We start from the raw sequence: 17,316 nt of genomic DNA on the forward strand, positions 1-17,316 counted from the left end.
GTAGCTCGTCGGGCTCATAACCCGAAGGCCGCAGGTTCAAATCCTGCCCCCGCAATTAATTATGGAACCGTGGTGTAGTTGGCCTAACATGCCTGCCTGTCACGCAGGAGATCGCGGGTTCGAATCCCGTCGGTTCCGCCATTAGTATTACAATTTTCTTGGCTCGGTAGCTCAGTCGGTAGAGCAAAGGACTGAAAATCCTTGTGTCGGGGGTTCGATTCCCTCCCGCGCCACCATGATTATTACAAAAGAATATGCCGGTGTAGCTCAATTGGTAGAGCAACTGACTTGTAATCAGTAGGTTGGGGGTTCAAGTCCTCTCGCCGGCACCATCTGTGGAGGCTTAGCGAAGTGGCCAAACGCATCAGACTGTAAATCTGCTCACGTACGTGTTCGGTGGTTCGAATCCATCAGCCTCCACCATCTTTAGGGGCATAGTTTAAAGGTAGAACAACGGTCTCCAAAACCGTTGGTGTGGGTTCAATTCCTGCTGCCCCTGCCAATGAAATACTTTAAAGCTTAATATGGCGGCCGTGGCGAAGGGGTTAACGCACCGGATTGTGGTTCCGGCATTCGTGGGTTCGAGACCCATCAGTCGCCCCTTTTATTACTACAAATGAATGTAAAATGAATATTGGGGATTAGCCAAGCGGTAAGGCAACGGACTTTGACTCCGTCATGCATAGGTTCAAATCCTATATCCCCAGCCATTTATGCGGACGTGGCTCAGCGGTAGAGCATCGCCTTGCCAAGGCGAGGGTCGCGGGTTCGATTCCCGTCGTCCGCTCCATTTTATGGCGCCATAGCCAAGTGGTAAGGCAAAGCTCTGCAAAAGCTTTATCCCCAGTTCGAGTCTGGGTGGCGCCTCCATTTATTTTGAAATGATCAACCGAATACGCCGGCGTGGCGGAATGGCAGACGCGCTCGACTCAAAATCGAGTGGGAAACCGTGGAGGTTCGAGTCCTCTCGCCGGTATAGCTAAAGAGTGCATTAGAGATATTCTCTAATGCACTCTTTTATTTTTATGGATTAACTGCCTATCCCTCTAACTTCAGCAGCAGCTGTTGTATACCTCAATAAACAAATAAAATGAATTGACCATACTTTTTTACGCATCTGCTTATTACAATAAGTAAATCAAAGAAAGTAAAAAGGAGGGTTCACATGAATTCTTTTCGGCTGGCTAAAAAAGAGGAGTTGCATGAAGTTGCCACCTTGTTTACCGAGTCATTTTTAGAGTATCCATTATTTCCGCTTATCCTGAAACAGGATAAGGACTATAAAAAATACTTGTATAGACTTAATTATACTAATACAAAATCTTATCTTCAGCAAAACGCGTGCTTTGTAGGGACTCTGGATGGAAAAATTGTTTCTGCTGTTCTGCTGAAAAAAAGCGGGGCGAAGGGTCCGGGCTTTGTGCAGTATCTGTTTAATGGAGGGTTAGCACTGGCGGGTCAGATTGGCATTAAGCGAATTTATCATATACTGAAGACACTGGATAAAATGAAAGAGGCTTGTAACCGTTACTGGAAGGAGAGCTGGTACATTGATTCCTTTGCGGTTGCGAAGGGCCATCAAGGAAAAAACCTGGGGAGTACATTGTTTAATGCGTTTCTATTCCCTTTATCAGTGAGCATGGGGGCGGCCGGATTACACTCGTTACCCACACCGAACTTAATAAAAAGTTTTACTGCAAGAACGGTTTTAAGGTTTTTAACGAATTTGGCATAGGAGCAGGGGATAATCCATTAACCAATTATAGTTTCGAGCTGGTTATAAAGCCAGGTTGATGGTCTGTGAAGTACATTGTTTTATCCGATTTGTTTATAGGTGTTCCAGCTTACAGTAAGATGTCCGATGGCAAAGACTGCAGCAGCTGCAGCAAAGAGAAGAGACTCTATCCATAATGCAAGCAGACTGAAATACAGAACCGGGAATACGGCCATAGGTATATGAAGCGGACCCAGCGGTTTAAATAACATGCTGAATGTTCTGCCGGAACGGTAGTAGCGTACCCAGCACATATAATAAAAGATTAGGCATATTAACATTAACCAGCTTAAAGAGGTTATGGGCTGAACAGCAATTCTGTGTCCAAACAGGATAGGTAATGTAAAGCAGCTAATCTGACCGGCCCGTTCCAATACGGTCAAGATTCCAGGCGGAGCAGTGATTGATGACGGGACATAACGCGGAGCAAAAAAGATGAACAGCAGATTCGGCAGCAAAATTAAAAGTGGCAGGATAAACCCTATGTAGTGTAATCCCATTATCAGGCTCCGTTCTCCTATCGAATAATGAGTTAAAAATAGCGCAGGGAGCCGCAGGCTGTCAAAGCATTCTGTCACTGCTGTTAAAATGGAGCAAAGCAAAGAGTACTCCACCTGCCATCGGGGCTGGTAAGAGTACTCTAGTTTTTTTGTTGGTACTAAGTGGCTTGTCCGCTCCTTAAGGCAGCTTGTTGCCGGCGGCACGGTAAATTTCGTACCATTCCTGACGGGTCAGGGTAATGTCTGAGGCTTTGGCAATGTCGAGCAAGCGCTGTGTGTTGGTAGTTCCGACAATCGGCTGCATGCTGGCAGGATGTCTTAACAGCCAGGCGATGGCGATTGCGGTGTCAGCGACTCCTTTTTCAGCTGCCAAACGGCCGATTACTTCATTCAGCTCAGGGAATTTGTCATTGCCCAGGAATACGCCTTCAAAGAAACCATACTGGAATGGGGACCAAGGCTGGATGGTCATGTCGTGCAGACGGCTGTACTCCAGAATGCCACCATCATGCACTACAGAAGCAGAGTTGGTCATATTTACATTGAAGCCGGCATCAATCATTCCGGATACCATGATGCTAAGCTGCAGCTGGTTAAAGAGCAGGGGCTGCTTTACATTTTTTTTGAGCAGCTCGATTTGCAGCGGGTTCAGGTTGCTGACACCGAAGTGCTTGACCATGCCTTTTTGCTCCAGGTAATCGAAGGCTTCAGCGACCTCCTCAGGCTCCATCAGGGTATCCGGACGGTGCAGCAGCAGGACATCTACATAATCGGTCTTCAGCCGCTTCAGACTGTTCTCAACCGACTGCACAATATGCTCCTTGGAAAAGTCGAAGAACCCGTGACGGATTCCGCATTTGGTCTGGATCATCAGCTGCTCACGCATACCGGGGCTGGCTGCTATTACATCTCCAAACACTTCTTCGGCCTTGCCGCCGGCATAAATATCAGCATGGTCAAAAAAGTCGATTCCTGCTTCAACCGCACTATGAATATGGACATCCGCTTCCTTCGGGGAAAGCTCGGCGATCCGCATGCAACCAAGAGAAATTTGTGCTACCTCAAGCTGGCTGCTGCCTGCTTTAATTTTCTTTACCACTGTACATTCACTCCTCATTTGTAAGGTTCCTCATTCAGTGTAGACCTTAGAGTTAAGTGTAAGTCAACAGGTTTTTGAAGCGCTTTTAATTGCACGGAAATGGTGTTACCTTAGAGAGGGACCGTAACCATACGGCAGAAGGGAGCTGCAATCATGGGATACAGCATCAAAACCATATCACAAAAAAGCGGACTGAGCCAATATACACTGCGTTATTACGAAAGAGAGGGTGTACTGCCTGAAGTATCCCGGGACGAGAACGGAAACCGTTGTTTCCATGATGAGGATCTGGAGCTGATTTCGCTGATCTGCTGTCTGAAGGACACCGGAATGCCGATTGCCGATATTAAACAGTTCATCTCGCTCTCCAAGGAAGGGCATAGCTCACTACCCGAGCAGCGCAGGCTGCTGCAGGAGCACAAAGTGCACATTGATGAGAAGATCAAATTTTTTCAGACCTTTGCGGAGAAGGTGGAGCATAAGATTGCTTATTTTGCTTCGCTGGAGGAGCAGGCAAAGGCAGAGAACAATTAATTCCAGAACGTGATGAATGTCGCTGATATGATTAGAAGCATACCGGAAAAAGCTTGATTTGTTAGGTAATATAACATATATATTGGCTTTTTAATGACGAACGACTTAGATATCTTGACGATAATCCCTCTGGTGATATGATTAGGGTAATTGAGAAAGGAAATTCAAGTATATTACGTTACCAAACATAACATTCTCTTGGATAACTTTCTTGGATGTACTAACAGAATAAGCTCTTGTATAAGCTCATTAATCCGGTTTGAGCGTTTCGACCAGGCGACCGTAAATTGCCCCAGGCTACAAGAGGTGCAGGAAAAAGATTTACTGTTCTGTGTTAGGCGATTATGCCCGGCGCATGTGTGGTGTCTGCCCTGTACCTTTTGTGACCTGGGGTATATTTGTTGTGCGCAGATTTGGAGAGCCGTGATGTTAGTACAGTCTAACGGATTACCCTAAAAACTTGAAGAAGAGGTGCGTATTCATGAGTTATGATCTGATCATTAAAAATGCCAGCATTCCGCAAGGCGACAGACAGGTGCTGACAGACATTCTGGTGAACAATGGTGTAATCGTGGGCTTTGCCAAAGATATTGAGGCAGATGCGGCTGAAGTCATTGATGCCGGGGGCAAGCTGGTGCTGCCGGGCGTTATTGATTCGCACACTCACTTTAATGATCCGGGATTTACGCACCGTGAGGACTTCGTGACCGGAACAGCCAGTGCCGCAGCCGGCGGGGTAACGATGATTGTAGATATGCCTTGCTGCAGCGTTCCGTCAGTACGTTCAGCGGATAACCTGTTTAACAAGCTGAATGCGCTGGAAGGCAAAGGGATTGTCGATTACGCGATGTGGGGCGGTATTACGGGTGAAGACGTGCGCAACAACGTGCTTCCGGAGATCATCAGTGAGCAGGTAGCTAATGGGGTAGTTGCCTTCAAAGTATATATGACGCCATCGGTGCCGAGCTATCCGCGTGTGACCGATCCGGAGATGCTGGAGGCTTTTGCCGCTGTATCGCCTACAGGGCTGCCGATCGGCATTCATGCCGAGAACTTTGCCGTCTGCGATTATTTCACTAACAAGCTGAAGGGTGAAGGACGTCTGGATTACCCGGCCTGGGCAGAAGCGCGTATGGCACTCGCGGAAAAGGCGGCGATCCAGCTGGGCATCAGCTTTGCTGAAGAGACTGGAGCCCGTCTGCATATCGTGCATATGAGTACAGGGGCAGGCAACGAGCTGATCCGCGAAGCCAAGCTGAAGGGAACCAAGGTGACTGCGGAATCCTGTCCGCACTACCTGACGCTGAATGCGGTGGATGCGATGACCGAGTTCGGTACGTTCGCCAAGATTGCACCGCCGCTGCGTACGGCAAAGGATAATGAAGTGCTGTGGCAGGGACTGGCGGATGGAACGATCGACTTTATGGCTACAGACCATGCGCCGTATGAAATTGCGACTGAGAAGGATGCGCCGGGGATGGATGTGTGGACTTCTTTTCCAGGCATTCCGGGGGTAGAGACACTGGTGCCGATTATGATCAGCGAAGGCTATAACAAAGGCAGACTGAGCCTGTCCCGGCTGGTAGAGCTGCTGTGCACGAATCCGGCAGTCCACTACGGCCTTTATCCCAAAAAAGGTGCACTGGAGATCGGCACTGACGCTGACTTCACCATTGTGGATCTGGAGAAGGAATGGACGCTGGATAAGGACCAGATGCACTGCAAGCCGAAGTATACACCGTTCCATGGCATGAAGCTCAAAGGCAAGGTGGATAAAACCATCGTCCGCGGCACACTCGTTTACGACGAGGCACTGGGTGTTGTCGGCAAGCCGGGCCATGGTGAATATGTGAAGCGCCAGACGATCAGCGAGCTTCCGCGTTTATTGAAATACTAAATATTGAGATTGAAATTTAAAGCTTGGAATAAAAGGTAGGAAGCGGTGGAGGGAATTTTGGAATTGTAGGAGCGGAAGCGTCCGCCTTTGTCTGCGGATTTCTACTGCGAACAGCGGTTATGGATCAAGAAATCTGCAGACAACAGCGGCCGGAAATCCAAATATTCACCGGAGCTGCGAAAATAACCGTTACACTTTTATTTCAATCTAACAAACCGAGAGGAAAGTGATCAGAATGGGAAAACATGCAATAGTAATCATAGATATGTTAAATGATTTTATTCATCCGGACGGGGCGCTGACTTGTCCAAACGGGGCGGGGATCGTACCGGCGCTGCAGGACCTGATAGCGTTCAGCCATGAAAATGAGATTCAGGTAATCTTCGTACAGGAAGCGCACCGTAAAAACGATGCCGACTTCCGTGTCCGGCCGGTTCATGCCATCAAAGGCAGCTGGGGATCGGATTTTATCGCCGAACTTACGCCGGATGAGTCGAAGGGCGATTATGTGGTACAAAAGAGACGCCACAGCGCGTTCAGCTACACGGACATGGACCTGTTCCTGCGGGAAGAGGGCATCGATACGGTGGCAGTCACCGGCGTATGGACCAATGTCTGCGTCCGCTCTACGGCGTCGGATGCGATGTACCATACGTACAGGGTAGTGTGCATCAGCGATTGCTGCGCCTCCAAGGACGAGGAGATGCACCAGTCGGGGCTGCGAGACATCGGGATCTTTGGCGAAGTGGTAACGCTGGAGCAATATAAAGAGAAGTATGCGGTGGTAAAAGGGTAAACTTAGAACAATGGTGAAGCTGATCTGTTAAAAACAGCCCCTGTATTTCCGGAGTGGATTCCGGAGATGCAGGGGCTGTATTGCGGTTCAAGAGAACCGCTGCCGGTACTGGCGCGGCGAAATCCCCTCCAGCTTCATGAAGCTGGAGCTGAAGTAAGGCGCCTGATTGAAGCCGACCTCCTCGGCAATCCGGGCGATCGGGAAGCTGGTCTGCATCAGCAGCAGCTTGCTCTGCTCGATCCGGTAGCGGAGCAGGTATTCCATCGGCGAGCAGCCGTACTCCCGGTTCATGCAGCGGGCGATGTAGACCGGATGGAAGTTGAGGCAGTCGCCCAGCATGCCGGTTGTAATCTCCTCGCGGTAATGGGCGCGGAGGAAGGAGGCCGCCTGCTCCGCACAGGCGGTCGATTGGGAAGCGGGCCGTTCGCGGTGTACGGAGGCGGAGAGCTGCTGCAGCACCTCCTGGAACAGCATCTGCTGCTTGAAGCGGACGGCATCCAGGTGGGCGTTGACCTTGAGGAGCTCAAGCTGGGCGAGCAGCTCCTCCATCTTAGCCGGCTGCAGCAACGGCATATACTGCGACAGCCGGAGGCTGAAGGTACGGGCATTATACAAGCTGTAATGGGCAGATTCCTCCGTTGTATTCCGTTCACGGGGAGCTTCAGCATGACAGCTTGCAGAACACCACGGACCCGGGGTCTGAAAGTGAAGCCAGTAGTGGGAGCCGTCCTCCCGGCAATCTGCGGTACCGTAGTGGTGGCAGTCCGGGCGGAGAATTAGCGCTTCTCCTGCCCGGACTTCATAGGTTCGGTCCTCTTCGCCAACATAGAGGCAGCCTTCCCGGACCACCAGCAGGTCGAACACCTTAATGTTATGGCGGTTCACATGGCGGAAACCCTGCGAATAATTCATAAGTCCGCTATTAATATAATGGGGCAGCGGTGGGCTGTAAAATTGGAGCAGACTCATGGCGTCCTCCTGCAGATCAGGTTTAGAAATTGAAAGTTTAGGTTGGGAATTTGCTACATTTCCCCGAGTATATCACCTATAATTTACTCCTAGCAAGGTAATCTGCAAGCAGTTGCAAGGGTACTATCCAAGAGTGCAGCAGGATGAGGGGGAGTTCATTTAGTGAAACCCAACGTGAAACTGAAGACAGGAAACATCGGGCTCTGGGTGCTGGCCTGGCCGATCTTTATTGAGATTTTTCTGCAGACGCTGCTGGGAACCGTGGATACTATTATGGTCAGCCGCATTTCGGACGATGCGGTGGCGGTCGTCGGCATATCGAACCAGCTGTTCGGGGCGCTGACTACACTGTTCACGACCTTTGCCGGCGGAGCGGGTATCTTGATTGCCCAGCGGCTTGGTTCAGGACGGCAGGAGGATGCGCGTGTAATCGCAATAATGGGGGTTACAGCAAGTACGGTGCTGGGGCTTATCGTCAGCATCATTATGTTTCTGTTCGCCGATCCGATCGGCGGTGCGCTGAATATTTCCGGAGAACTAATCCCGCTGGCACATGTCTATCTGACTTATGTCGGCGGCGGACTGTTTCTGATCGGACTGACCGCTTCCCTGGGCTCGGCTATCCGCAACACGGGTAATACACGGGGGCCGATGTATACAGGGGTTGCAGTCAATGTGATCCACATTATTCTGAACTATATTTTTATCTTCGGCATGTTCGGACTGCCGCAGATGGGACTGGGCGGAATTGCCATCTCCAATGTAATCAGCAGAGGGCTTGGCGCGATAGTTCTGCTGGTGATGTTCTGCGGCGCCTTTGAACGCAGAATCCGGCTGCGGGACTTTGCTACCTTCAAGCGGAAGCTGTTCGGGGAGATTGTGAAGATCAGCTGGCCGCTGGGGCTGAATTCGTCAGCCTGGGTAGTCTCACAGCTGGCCATTTACTCTTTTCTGGCTATGCTCGGGGCAAAGGAGCTGGCGGCACGGACCTATCTGAACACGCTGGAATCCTTCTGCTTCACCCTGGGCTATGCGGTAGCGATGGCAGGACAGATCCGGATAGCGACTCTATTCGGCGCACGTCAGCTGTCGGAGGTCTACCGCAGCGCCTTCCGGACGCTGTATATCGGGCTGGCGATTGTCAGTGCTAATGTCGTGCTGCTGTTCGCTTTTGGCAAAATGCTGCTTGGAATGTTTACGGTGGACGGGGAGATCATCTCTATCGGTGTGGCACTGCTGGCACTGAACCTGCTGCTGCAGCCCTGTAAAATGCTCAACATGGCCATGGGCAATGCGCTTAACGCCATCGGGGATACCCGCTATACGATGACGATCTCGCTGATCAGCATGACGCTGATCGGGATCGGCGGCTCTTACCTGCTCGGCATCAGCTGGGGCTGGGGGCTGGTTGGTATCTACTGCTGCATGATCGCCGATGAGGCGGCGAGAGGGGTGCTGGTGCTGCGGCGCTGGCGCGGGCGGAAGGTTCTGTATGCAGCAGAGTCGCAGGATGGAGATCGGCAGGCTGTCCAGTGCAAGGCGGCAGAGGCTTCTTTTTGAATAAGTAAAACCCTAAATTCACCCCGGTTTTTCTTCTGCGGAAGAGATACCGGGGCTTTTTGGCGTGCAGTAATAGGCCATTATCCTGTGATCCTTCACAAAAGTTGTAAAAGTTCACCCGCGGAACCGCAAAATAATACAGGAATACATTGAACGGCTACTATCCGGGCGGACGGGGCTTTTCTATACTTGGGGCATATACAGGCATAGGAGAGTGAGGGCTTTGAGACAGCGCATACGTAAGACCGGAACACCGCTGGCCATAGAGCTTCCTTTACAGGGAGGCGGTCCGGCAGCTTCACCGCTGGGGGCTGGCACAATAAAGAAGAAGAAGAAGGGATTCCTGCATGAGCTGATCCATAACCGGGTTCTGTTCCTGATGCTGCTCCCGACACTGCTGTTTTTCCTCGTAAATTCGTATTTTCCGATGGTAGGCGTCTATTATGCGTTCACCCAGTTTGACTTCAACTCAGGTCTGTTCGATGCACCGTTCGTCGGCTTTAAAAACTTCGAGTTCTTATGGAAGTCCGGCACACTGGTGAAGCTTACCCTGAATACGATCGGCTACAATTTGGCTTTTATCCTGCTCGGCAACGTCCTGGCCATTGTCTGTGCAATCCTGCTCAGCGAGCTGCGCGTCAAATGGTTCAAAAAGCTGACCCAGTCGATCATGTTCCTGCCGTACTTTGTATCCTTCGTTATCCTGAGTGTTATCGTCTACAACGTATTCAATTATGATAGCGGTTTCCTGAATACGCTGCTGGCCAGATTCGGTGCGGGTCCGGTCGATGTGTACAATAAGCCGCTGGTGTGGATCTTCCTGATCATTCTATTTTACCTGTGGAAAAATCTCGGCTACAGCATGGTCATCTACCTGGCAGCCATTACGGGGATCAGCGACGAATATTATGAGGCGGCCAAAATCGACGGTGCGCATATTTTCCAGCGGATCTGGTATATCACGGTACCGATGCTGAAATCGACCTTCGTGGTGCTGCTGCTGTTCTCGCTCGGCAGTATTATGAAGGGGCAGTTTGACCTCTTTTACCAGCTGATCGGCAATAACGGGGTGCTCTACAATACAACGGATATTCTGGACACGTATGTGTTCCGTTCACTTAAGGTGACGTTTGACATCGGGATGGCGACGGCGGCGGGGCTCTACCAATCCCTGTTCGGCTTCATTCTGATCATGACGGTCAATTACATTATCCGCAAAATAAACGATGACTACGCGCTGTTCTAGGAGGGGAGAAGAGATATGCATATCAAAGACGATCATTATACAAGGCTTCTGCAAGGGCTGGCGTACGCGGTCATTATTATCGGCTCCCTGGCCTGCCTGATTCCGTTCCTGCTGATTATATCCGCCTCCCTGACGGCCAATGAGTCAATCATTAAGGATGGCTATCATCTGATTCCGGCGCAGTTTTCGGTCGAGGGCTACAAAACAGTGTTCACCTTCCCGGATGAGGTGCTGCGGGCTTACGGGGTTACGCTGTTTACAACGGTGACGGGTACGCTGCTGGGGCTGTTTTTTATGACGATGGCCGGGTATGTGCTGGCCCGCAAGGATTTTAAATACCGTAACACGTTCTCCTTCTATATCTATTTCACGACGCTGTTCGGCGGGGGGCTGGTGCCCTGGTACATCATGATTACCAAATATCTGCATCTGACGGATTCGTACGGGGCGCTGATTTTTCCGGGGCTGATGACTCCTTTCCTGATTATTCTGATGAAAAACTTCATCCGGTCGGCGGTTCCCGAGGAGCTGTTCGAATCGGCCAAAATCGACGGGGCCGGCGATTTCCGGATCTACTGGCGCATTGTGCTTCAGCTCTCGATGCCCGGTATCGCTACAGTGGGTCTGTTCCTTGCTCTGGCGTACTGGAACGACTGGTTCTCCTCCTCACTGTTCATCAATGATCCGCATAAATATCAGCTGCAGTTCCATCTGTACAATGTGATCAACTCTGCGGCGTTTATCGCCAACATGGGTGCGGGCACCGGGGTCAGCCTGGGCAGTGACCTGCCGACGGAATCCACGAAGATGGCCATGGCCATTGTAGTCACCGGACCAATCCTGTTCCTGTACCCGTTCATTCAGCGGTATTTCGTAAAAGGCTTGACGATCGGGGCTGTAAAAGGTTAGAACCGAATAGTGGAGCATGCTCTCACGGGTGTGCCTGTTGTCCGGCTGACATAAAGGGAAGTTTTGCGGGGCGGTTATTTCAAAATCAAGCAAATGCTTCCGAAGCAAGTTTTGTCCGAAGTGGCTCAAGAATGCTTATGCTAAACAAAACTTTTAGGAGGGTTCATGATGACAAAGAAAGCAGGCCGAAGATCTCTGGTTACGCTTACAACGGCGGCGCTGGCCTTATCGCTCCTTGCAGGCTGCGGAGGCAACAACAATGGCGGTAACAGTGCAAACGGGGCAAACAGCGGAGAAGGCGGCAATACAGGTACGCCTGCGGCAACAGAAAGCGCCAGTACAGCGGCCCCGGCAGAGACCGGAATTGACACGTCCAAGAAAGTGGAGCTCCAGTTCTACATGCTCGGGGATGCGCCGAAGGATCTGCCGATCATCCAGGACGAAATCAATAAAATGGCGCAGGATGAGCTGAACGCCACCGTCAAATTCAATTACACCAGCTGGACGGACTGGGATCAGAAATATAAGCTGCTGCTGTCCTCCGGGCAGGCGATTGATCTGATTTTTACAGCGGATTGGACTCAATACCAGTCGTATGCAAAACGCGGCGCCTTCCTGGCAATAGACGATCTGCTGCCTAAGGCTGCCCCAGAGCTGCAAAAGTTCGTCCCGCAATCGATGTGGGAGGATGTAAAGGTTGACGGTAAAATTTACACAGTGCCTGCGACTTACAAGGAGTACGTGACCAACGGTTTTGTATACCGCGAGGATCTGCGCAAGAAATATGATCTGCCGGTGCCTAAGGATCTGGCCAGCTATGAAGCTTACATGGACGGTATTGTCGCGAACGAGCCTGACTTGATGCCTATGTCCCTGAACAGCGATATCGGCAATAATCTGCACTACATCTATACGGAGCTTAACAAAATGGTCGGCGCGCTCCCTTACGGCATGGGCGTGAAGTATGAATCCCCGACCACGGTCTACTCCTACTGGGGCTCGGATGAGCAAAAAGAAGAGCTGAAAACGATGAAGCGCTGGGCGGATAAAGGCTTTATCCCTAAAAACGTGCTGAACATCAAGGATACCATGCAGGACCCGATTACTTCAGGCAAAGCGGCCAGCATGTTCGGGGATAACCCGACCCGCTATAATGACATGAAGATGAAGATCAGCACGACCCATCCCGAGTGGGAGCTGGCGTATTCCCCGTTCGGTCTGACCACCGGTTATGCTACGCCTGTGCATCCGATTCATAACGGTTTTGCGATTCCGAAAAGCAGCAAGAATCCGGAACGCGCACTGGCCTTCTATGAGAAGCTGGTACTCGACAAGCGTTACAACCTGCTGACGCAGTACGGTATTGAGGGCAAGAACTACACCGTTGAAAACGGCTATTACAAGCTGGTCGGCACCAGCACCAGCAACGGCTTCTCCCGCGAAGGGATGAACGGCTGGGCCTGGCGGAATCCGGAGTACATGCTGTTTGACCAGGGCTTCGACGGGGTGAAGGCAATCTTTGATGAGCTGGACAAAATCCAGAAGCCGGACCTGTTCCTCGGCTTTGCGGAAGACTACTCCTCCTACCAGGCGGAAAAAGCGGCGCTGGAGCAGGTTGAGAAGCAGTACCTCTTCCCGCTGCAGGCCGGGCTTGTAGAGGACATTGATAAAGGTCTCGATACCTTCCTGCAGAAGGCCAAACAGGCCGGCCTGGAAAAGATCCAGGCAGAGTGGACGAAGCAGTGGAATGCTTATGTGGCGGAAAAAGGTATTAAATAACGGAGGATGCCCCGGAGGCCTATGGCTTTTGGGGCTTTTTTGCCGCCGGGGGGAGTGAGAGCTTGTAGAGGGGCATTTTGGTGGTTACGCAACTCCAGGGAATGTTTGGACTTCCGGCCGCTGTTATATTTGGATTTCCTGATTGAAACCGCTGGACGCGGTAGAAATCCAAATATAAAGGCGGACGCTCCCGCTCCTACAGTTCCAAACTTCCCTTCCGCTGCTCCTCACCTTAATGGTGGATACAAGCTCTCCAAACCCGCAAGGCAGCAAAGCCCGTCAGCCAGCGGCCTCCAGCCAGCGGCCTCCAGCCAGCGGCCTCCGGGGCGGGGGAGGGGAGTAGCAGGAGAAAAGCCAGCCTCCGGTTGATTGGAGGCTGGCTTTGGGATAAGGGCGGCATAAGAATAGGAAAAGAGCAACACAAGGCAGCTCAACGACAGCTCAGAGGCAGACAGCTAATGCTACAGCTACTTTTGAGGGCTGGCCCAGATCAGATGCACCATCCCCTGCCAGTGGCTCTCCACCTTGTTAATGGTGAGGCCGGACTCAAGGACCAGACCTAAGATGTCACGCGTATGGTGGCAGCCGTAAATCCGGTAGAGCAGGGGATTCAGTGCCCGGAGGGCCAGGGAAAGAGCCGGGTTGGTACTGATTCCGTGCTCCATGAGCAGGATTTGTCCGCCCGGTCTGCAACAGCGGCTGAGACGCTCCAGTACCGGCAGCGGGCGGGCGTAGCTGCAAAAGGATAAGGTAGACACGATGGTATCAAACGAATGATCAGGGAAGCTTAGTTCCTCTATGTCTGAGCAGATAAAGGTACTGTTAATCCGGTAGCGGGCTGCCGCCTGCCTGGCCTTCTCCAGCATCGCTCCGCTGAAGTCTGCAGCGGTAAGCTGTATGCCCGGAGGATAATACGGAAAATTCGCGCCTGCCCCTACTGCCAGCTCAAGCACTTCGCCGCGGGCATGGCTTATCAGCTGCCGGCGCCAGCGTGTCTGCTGTGCATCTTCTCTGTGGTTATCGTACCGGACAGCCTGCTTGTCGAAGATCCGGATCAGCTTCTGCTTTTCCACCTGCCAGTCACCCCATTCCAATGGTATATCCATTTATTGTGCTGCAGGTAAACTTAAACGGCAATAACGTTCGTTACACTATAGCTGGCATGCGTCCAAGAGCTGCCTTTAGGCGTTCTTGGCACGCCGGTAGTCGCTCGGGGTAGTGCCGAAGCTGCGCTTGAACATCCGGTGCAGGTAAGAACTGCTGGTGAAGCCGCAGCGCTCGGCAATGACGGTTACCGGCAGGTCTGTATTTTCCAGCAGGCTGCATACCTCGCGCATCCGTACCTCCAGGATCACATCAACGATGCTGTTCAGAGTCTGCTGCTTGTAGAGACGGCTGATATAGATCGGCGACATGTCCAGCTCATCAGCAATCTGGTTGAGGCTGAGATTCGGCTCCCGGTAGTTATCCTCAATCTTTTGATTAATCAGGCGGATCAAATCATGCTGCTTGGCATTTTTTTTCTCGGACAGCTGCTCCCGCATCTCACTGAACAAGGCAAAGAAGGCAGACTCCAGTTCGTCTATGGTCTCTATGGAATCCAAGGCAGGCAGAGTAAGCGTACCGTCTCCATGTAAGCGATTACGTTTCTGTACAGTGCTGATGATTTCTTTTATCGTCACACTGAGTCTCGATACGGCCAGCTGCACGGTATGGAAGGGATAGCCCTGCGTTTCACGGATAATGGAGCTGAAATGCTCCATAGCTTCCTCTACTTTGCCGCACATCAGCGCATCGGCGAGGCGTTTTTCTTTATCCGTCGGATAATGGTACGTATGATTCTGAAGCGCACTTATGGACTGCGCACTGATAATACACCCGTGTCCATAAAACAGGCGGTGATTTGAAGCGTCTCTCACCTGCTTATAAAGCTGGTGCAGCTGCTGGGCATTCCGGTCAATATGGCTGTAGGTGAGCGTGAGGCTGATTTTCAGATAATCGGAGCAGGCCTGCTGAAGCTGGCGCAGGAGCGTCTCAATCAGTCCGGTATCGGTATATTCGCTCGGATCAATAATGTTCAGGAGCACCAGGATGCCGTCATCGTTCATATCCACAGTTTCGACCCGGTAGGTCTGGCCGCAGATTTCCGAGGCAATGTTCATAATCGCAAATTTGTAAGCGAGCAGGTAGGAGGAGCGTTCATCCCTTAATTCCCTGTAATTATCAATCCGCAGCAGGATCAGCCGGTAATCGTCGTTAAAAGTGAAATGGATGCCAAGCTGTCTCAGCTTCTCCATCTGCTGAATGGACTGCAGCGGCTTCAGGCCGAGAATAAGATCGCGCATTGTATTTTGCCTGATCGTGAACATGCTGTCCCTTTTCTCGGATTCCAGAATATTCATCTCTTTAACAATCCGGCTGATCGGCAGATACAGCGTTCTGGAGGTGATCCAGGATAAACCGACTCCCCCGACGAGGATCAGGGCGGCAATAAGCAGGGTGGCATTACGAATACTGTCCGTCTGCCTGGTGATGACGTCATACGGCGTGATCCGGACATACTGCCAGCTTAAAGCATCAGGTGCGGTATAGGAGATCAATGAATTGACACCCGCAAAGCTGCCGATAAAATAACCCTCAGTATCCCCCTTGATCCTCTGGTTCACCCAGAGCGCTTCTTCAGGGGCGAGCTCCTGCTGCTCCAGACTGTTGCCGGACAGGAAGGATCCGTTATCAGACAGGATAAAGGTATCACTTGCAGAATCCGCCGGCGTGTTGATTTCCTTGTTGATCCAGGGCGCGGAGATGTTGACAATGACTGCCGAATTAATCGACCGGTCCCAGCCGATGGCATCATAACACAAAAAAGTATACGCCCGGACCAGGTCATTCTCCTTGGCACCGTTTGAATAGACGCGGGGAATCGGTGTGAACGGCTTGTATTCCTCGTAATGGTTCATGATATCAAGGATGCCCTTATCCACCAGCTCCCGCTCGGTAAACACACCATTCTGGCCGTGGGAGGAGGCGATGTAGAGTCTGGTGCTTTTCGGATTGTATACATAGATAGATTCGATGTAAGGCATGGAGCTTAAGTAATTCCCGAGCTCGGACATGGCGGCTGTGACGTCGTAGATGTCGGGCTTGTCGTAGAGAACGATTTTGGAAATAGTGCTGTTGCGGTAGATTTGAAAAGAAAGGGATTGGGCAGCCTCATTCATGTTCACGACCTCTTTGCTGGTCTGGGTGAGATTGCTGAGGTCGGAACGGAAGGCCTGTGTCTTTTCGACGCCGATGTAATAGTTGTAATAAATAATGGTGGAGGCAAGGAAGGTTAAGGATACGCAAAGCGTCATGCTGACCAATATCCGGCTGTACAGCGCTCTCCGGTTGCCGAGCTTGTTCAGTCTCATTGTCATCCCCCTGAATTCATTCTGTGTACCGGCAGTTATACCTGCATCTGTATTGTTCACAGTATAAGTATAAGCTTCACACGGTGAACAGAACAGTGCAGCAAGCTGACAACAATGCACAAACCGGAATTCCGGGGGAGTGAACAAAAGTGATATTCCTGTACAAAAGCGACTATATAAGCTGAACTTAAGAATAAAGTCCAGATCATTCCTAAGCTCACTCTGGTTATACCGTAATTTGCATCAGCAGCGGCGTGACCTTATATCCGTTGACCGGAGCCAGATCCTGCGAGCAGGAGGAGAGGGCCACAATCACATCCGTCAGAGCGAGGAGGGCAACATAATCACCGGGCTTTGAGAGCGGTTCTTCAATTACATAATCCAGGTTCTCGTCCAGCGCGTTGTTCATAAACCAGTTGATCGGATCGGGCAGCTCCCGGTTCCCCAGGCCATATTGCTGCAGTGCCTTCTGGAGGTTATCATGACAGTTCGGATGCTCCTCCAGCCCGAAATCGACTTTATAACGGTAATAATCACACGCCGGGAAAAAGAAATCATGCCGCCCCACCGTATCCTGGGTCAGCTGCATCAGCGGCTGCCGGCGGTTGCTGTACAGGCCGTCGCCGATCTTCAGGCGGATGCTGCTGAGCGAGGCCCGCATATGAACAGGGGAGACATGCTCATCCGGATCAGCGGCATTAAAGCAGACAAAATCACCGACCTGCTTGCCTTCCACGTCGATAATATAGAGCGTCTGGCCTTTGCGGACGAGTGCGCTTCTGCCTTCGTAGGCCGGGACAGGGATTTCTTCGATTAATGCTCTGTTTCTCATCTGCTTCA

Annotated in this window: 14 protein-coding genes, 10 tRNA genes and 1 riboswitch; of the genes, 18 read left to right on the top strand and 6 right to left on the bottom strand. The window is 51.4% G+C overall.

What is annotated here, in order from left to right; all coding sequences use genetic code 11:
- Positions 1-63: 63 nt before the first annotated feature.
- The 11 genes from AWJ19_RS17370 (at position 64) to AWJ19_RS17420 (ending at position 1,735) form a co-directional block, all read left to right on the top strand.
- Positions 64-141: transfer RNA gene (locus tag AWJ19_RS17370), tRNA-Asp, on the top strand.
- A 19-nt stretch (positions 142-160) separates the two neighbouring features.
- Positions 161-236 (top strand) — tRNA-Phe (locus AWJ19_RS17375).
- 20 nt (positions 237-256) lie between these two features.
- Positions 257-332 (top strand) — tRNA-Thr (locus AWJ19_RS17380).
- A 5-nt stretch (positions 333-337) separates the two neighbouring features.
- Positions 338-423 (top strand) — tRNA-Tyr (locus tag AWJ19_RS17385).
- Between the two features lie 5 nt (positions 424-428).
- Positions 429-502, top strand: a tRNA-Trp gene (locus AWJ19_RS17390).
- A 25-nt stretch (positions 503-527) separates the two neighbouring features.
- A tRNA-His gene (locus tag AWJ19_RS17395) sits at positions 528-600 on the top strand.
- Between the two features lie 35 nt (positions 601-635).
- A tRNA-Gln gene (locus AWJ19_RS17400) sits at positions 636-710 on the top strand.
- A 5-nt stretch (positions 711-715) separates the two neighbouring features.
- Positions 716-790, top strand: a tRNA-Gly gene (locus tag AWJ19_RS17405).
- A gap of 6 nt (positions 791-796) precedes the next feature.
- Positions 797-870 (top strand) — tRNA-Cys (locus AWJ19_RS17410).
- A 27-nt stretch (positions 871-897) separates the two neighbouring features.
- Positions 898-976 (top strand) — tRNA-Leu (locus AWJ19_RS17415).
- 189 nt (positions 977-1,165) lie between these two features.
- Complete coding sequence (locus AWJ19_RS17420) at positions 1,166-1,735, top strand: GNAT family N-acetyltransferase (RefSeq protein ID WP_082707963.1); 570 nt, start codon at positions 1,166-1,168, stop codon at positions 1,733-1,735.
- 80 nt (positions 1,736-1,815) lie between these two features.
- On the opposite strand, the gene AWJ19_RS35270 is transcribed toward AWJ19_RS17420, so the two are convergent.
- The gene (locus AWJ19_RS35270) at positions 1,816-1,986 is read right to left on the bottom strand and encodes a hypothetical protein (protein ID WP_157890033.1); all 171 of its coding nucleotides are present in this window, start codon (positions 1,984-1,986) and stop codon (positions 1,816-1,818) included.
- A gap of 466 nt (positions 1,987-2,452) precedes the next feature.
- Complete coding sequence (locus AWJ19_RS17430; RefSeq protein ID WP_277815822.1) at positions 2,453-3,373, bottom strand: aldo/keto reductase; 921 nt, start codon at positions 3,371-3,373, stop codon at positions 2,453-2,455.
- A gap of 153 nt (positions 3,374-3,526) precedes the next feature.
- On the opposite strand from AWJ19_RS17430, the gene AWJ19_RS17435 reads away from it, so the two are divergent.
- The 3 genes from AWJ19_RS17435 (at position 3,527) to AWJ19_RS17445 (ending at position 6,600) form a co-directional block, all read left to right on the top strand.
- A complete protein-coding gene (locus tag AWJ19_RS17435) occupies positions 3,527-3,907 on the top strand; it encodes a MerR family transcriptional regulator (RefSeq protein WP_068725630.1) in 381 nt (126 codons plus the stop codon).
- Positions 3,908-4,123: 216 nt separating this feature from the next.
- A riboswitch (purine riboswitch) is annotated at positions 4,124-4,227 on the top strand.
- A 161-nt stretch (positions 4,228-4,388) separates the two neighbouring features.
- Entirely contained in the window at positions 4,389-5,804 is a 1,416-nt protein-coding gene (gene allB / locus AWJ19_RS17440; RefSeq protein ID WP_068725632.1) for an allantoinase AllB, read from the top strand.
- 235 nt (positions 5,805-6,039) lie between these two features.
- Positions 6,040-6,600, top strand: a complete 561-nt coding sequence (locus AWJ19_RS17445) for a cysteine hydrolase (RefSeq protein ID WP_068725634.1) — start codon at positions 6,040-6,042, stop codon at positions 6,598-6,600.
- A gap of 87 nt (positions 6,601-6,687) precedes the next feature.
- On the opposite strand, the gene AWJ19_RS17450 is transcribed toward AWJ19_RS17445, so the two are convergent.
- Positions 6,688-7,569: an AraC family transcriptional regulator gene (locus tag AWJ19_RS17450; protein ID WP_068725636.1), complete on the bottom strand. Its 882-nt coding sequence runs from the start codon at positions 7,567-7,569 to the stop codon at positions 6,688-6,690.
- 162 nt (positions 7,570-7,731) lie between these two features.
- On the opposite strand from AWJ19_RS17450, the gene AWJ19_RS17455 reads away from it, so the two are divergent.
- The 4 genes from AWJ19_RS17455 to AWJ19_RS17470 all read left to right on the top strand — a co-directional run bounded on the left by AWJ19_RS17455 (position 7,732) and on the right by AWJ19_RS17470 (position 13,063).
- Complete coding sequence (locus tag AWJ19_RS17455; RefSeq protein ID WP_241781789.1) at positions 7,732-9,129, top strand: MATE family efflux transporter; 1,398 nt, start codon at positions 7,732-7,734, stop codon at positions 9,127-9,129.
- Between the two features lie 379 nt (positions 9,130-9,508).
- Positions 9,509-10,375 carry an ABC transporter permease subunit gene (locus AWJ19_RS17460; protein WP_241781795.1) on the top strand — a complete coding sequence of 289 codons (867 nt, stop codon included), beginning with the start codon at positions 9,509-9,511 and terminating at the stop codon, positions 10,373-10,375.
- A gap of 15 nt (positions 10,376-10,390) precedes the next feature.
- Entirely contained in the window at positions 10,391-11,284 is an 894-nt protein-coding gene (locus AWJ19_RS17465) for a carbohydrate ABC transporter permease (protein ID WP_068725638.1), read from the top strand.
- A gap of 168 nt (positions 11,285-11,452) precedes the next feature.
- Positions 11,453-13,063, top strand: coding sequence for an extracellular solute-binding protein (locus AWJ19_RS17470; protein ID WP_068725639.1), 1,611 nt, complete (start codon positions 11,453-11,455; stop codon positions 13,061-13,063).
- 467 nt (positions 13,064-13,530) lie between these two features.
- Here AWJ19_RS17470 and AWJ19_RS17475 read toward each other — a convergent pair whose 3' ends face one another.
- The 3 genes from AWJ19_RS17475 to AWJ19_RS17485 form a co-directional block, all read right to left on the bottom strand.
- The gene (locus tag AWJ19_RS17475) at positions 13,531-14,169 is read right to left on the bottom strand and encodes a class I SAM-dependent methyltransferase (RefSeq protein WP_241781790.1); all 639 of its coding nucleotides are present in this window, start codon (positions 14,167-14,169) and stop codon (positions 13,531-13,533) included.
- A 75-nt stretch (positions 14,170-14,244) separates the two neighbouring features.
- The gene (locus tag AWJ19_RS17480; RefSeq protein WP_068725641.1) at positions 14,245-16,476 is read right to left on the bottom strand and encodes a helix-turn-helix domain-containing protein; all 2,232 of its coding nucleotides are present in this window, start codon (positions 16,474-16,476) and stop codon (positions 14,245-14,247) included.
- 226 nt (positions 16,477-16,702) lie between these two features.
- Complete coding sequence (locus AWJ19_RS17485) at positions 16,703-17,308, bottom strand: urea carboxylase-associated family protein (RefSeq protein ID WP_198536590.1); 606 nt, start codon at positions 17,306-17,308, stop codon at positions 16,703-16,705.
- Positions 17,309-17,316: the final 8 nt, after the last annotated feature.

It is taken from the genome of Paenibacillus sp. DMB5 (genome assembly GCF_001517085.1).
GTDB lineage: Bacteria > Bacillota > Bacilli > Paenibacillales > Paenibacillaceae > Paenibacillus_AQ.

Excerpts from the sequence above, each read along its gene's own strand:
- AWJ19_RS17445 (WP_068725634.1), top strand. The coding sequence starts at position 6,040 with ATGGGAAAACATGCAATAGTAATCATAGATATGTTAAATGATTTTATT.
- AWJ19_RS17480 (WP_068725641.1), bottom strand. The coding sequence starts at position 16,476 with ATGAGACTGAACAAGCTCGGCAACCGGAGAGCGCTGTACAGCCGGATA.
- AWJ19_RS17465 (WP_068725638.1), top strand. The coding sequence starts at position 10,391 with ATGCATATCAAAGACGATCATTATACAAGGCTTCTGCAAGGGCTGGCG.
- AWJ19_RS17435 (WP_068725630.1), top strand. The coding sequence starts at position 3,527 with ATGGGATACAGCATCAAAACCATATCACAAAAAAGCGGACTGAGCCAA.
- AWJ19_RS35270 (WP_157890033.1), bottom strand. The coding sequence starts at position 1,986 with ATGTTATTTAAACCGCTGGGTCCGCTTCATATACCTATGGCCGTATTC.
- AWJ19_RS17485 (WP_198536590.1), bottom strand. The coding sequence starts at position 17,308 with ATGAGAAACAGAGCATTAATCGAAGAAATCCCTGTCCCGGCCTACGAA.
- AWJ19_RS17420 (WP_082707963.1), top strand. The coding sequence starts at position 1,166 with ATGAATTCTTTTCGGCTGGCTAAAAAAGAGGAGTTGCATGAAGTTGCC.
- AWJ19_RS17470 (WP_068725639.1), top strand. The coding sequence starts at position 11,453 with ATGACAAAGAAAGCAGGCCGAAGATCTCTGGTTACGCTTACAACGGCG.
- allB (WP_068725632.1), top strand. The coding sequence starts at position 4,389 with ATGAGTTATGATCTGATCATTAAAAATGCCAGCATTCCGCAAGGCGAC.
- AWJ19_RS17460 (WP_241781795.1), top strand. The coding sequence starts at position 9,509 with ATGCTGCTCCCGACACTGCTGTTTTTCCTCGTAAATTCGTATTTTCCG.
- AWJ19_RS17450 (WP_068725636.1), bottom strand. The coding sequence starts at position 7,569 with ATGAGTCTGCTCCAATTTTACAGCCCACCGCTGCCCCATTATATTAAT.
- AWJ19_RS17475 (WP_241781790.1), bottom strand. The coding sequence starts at position 14,169 with ATGGATATACCATTGGAATGGGGTGACTGGCAGGTGGAAAAGCAGAAG.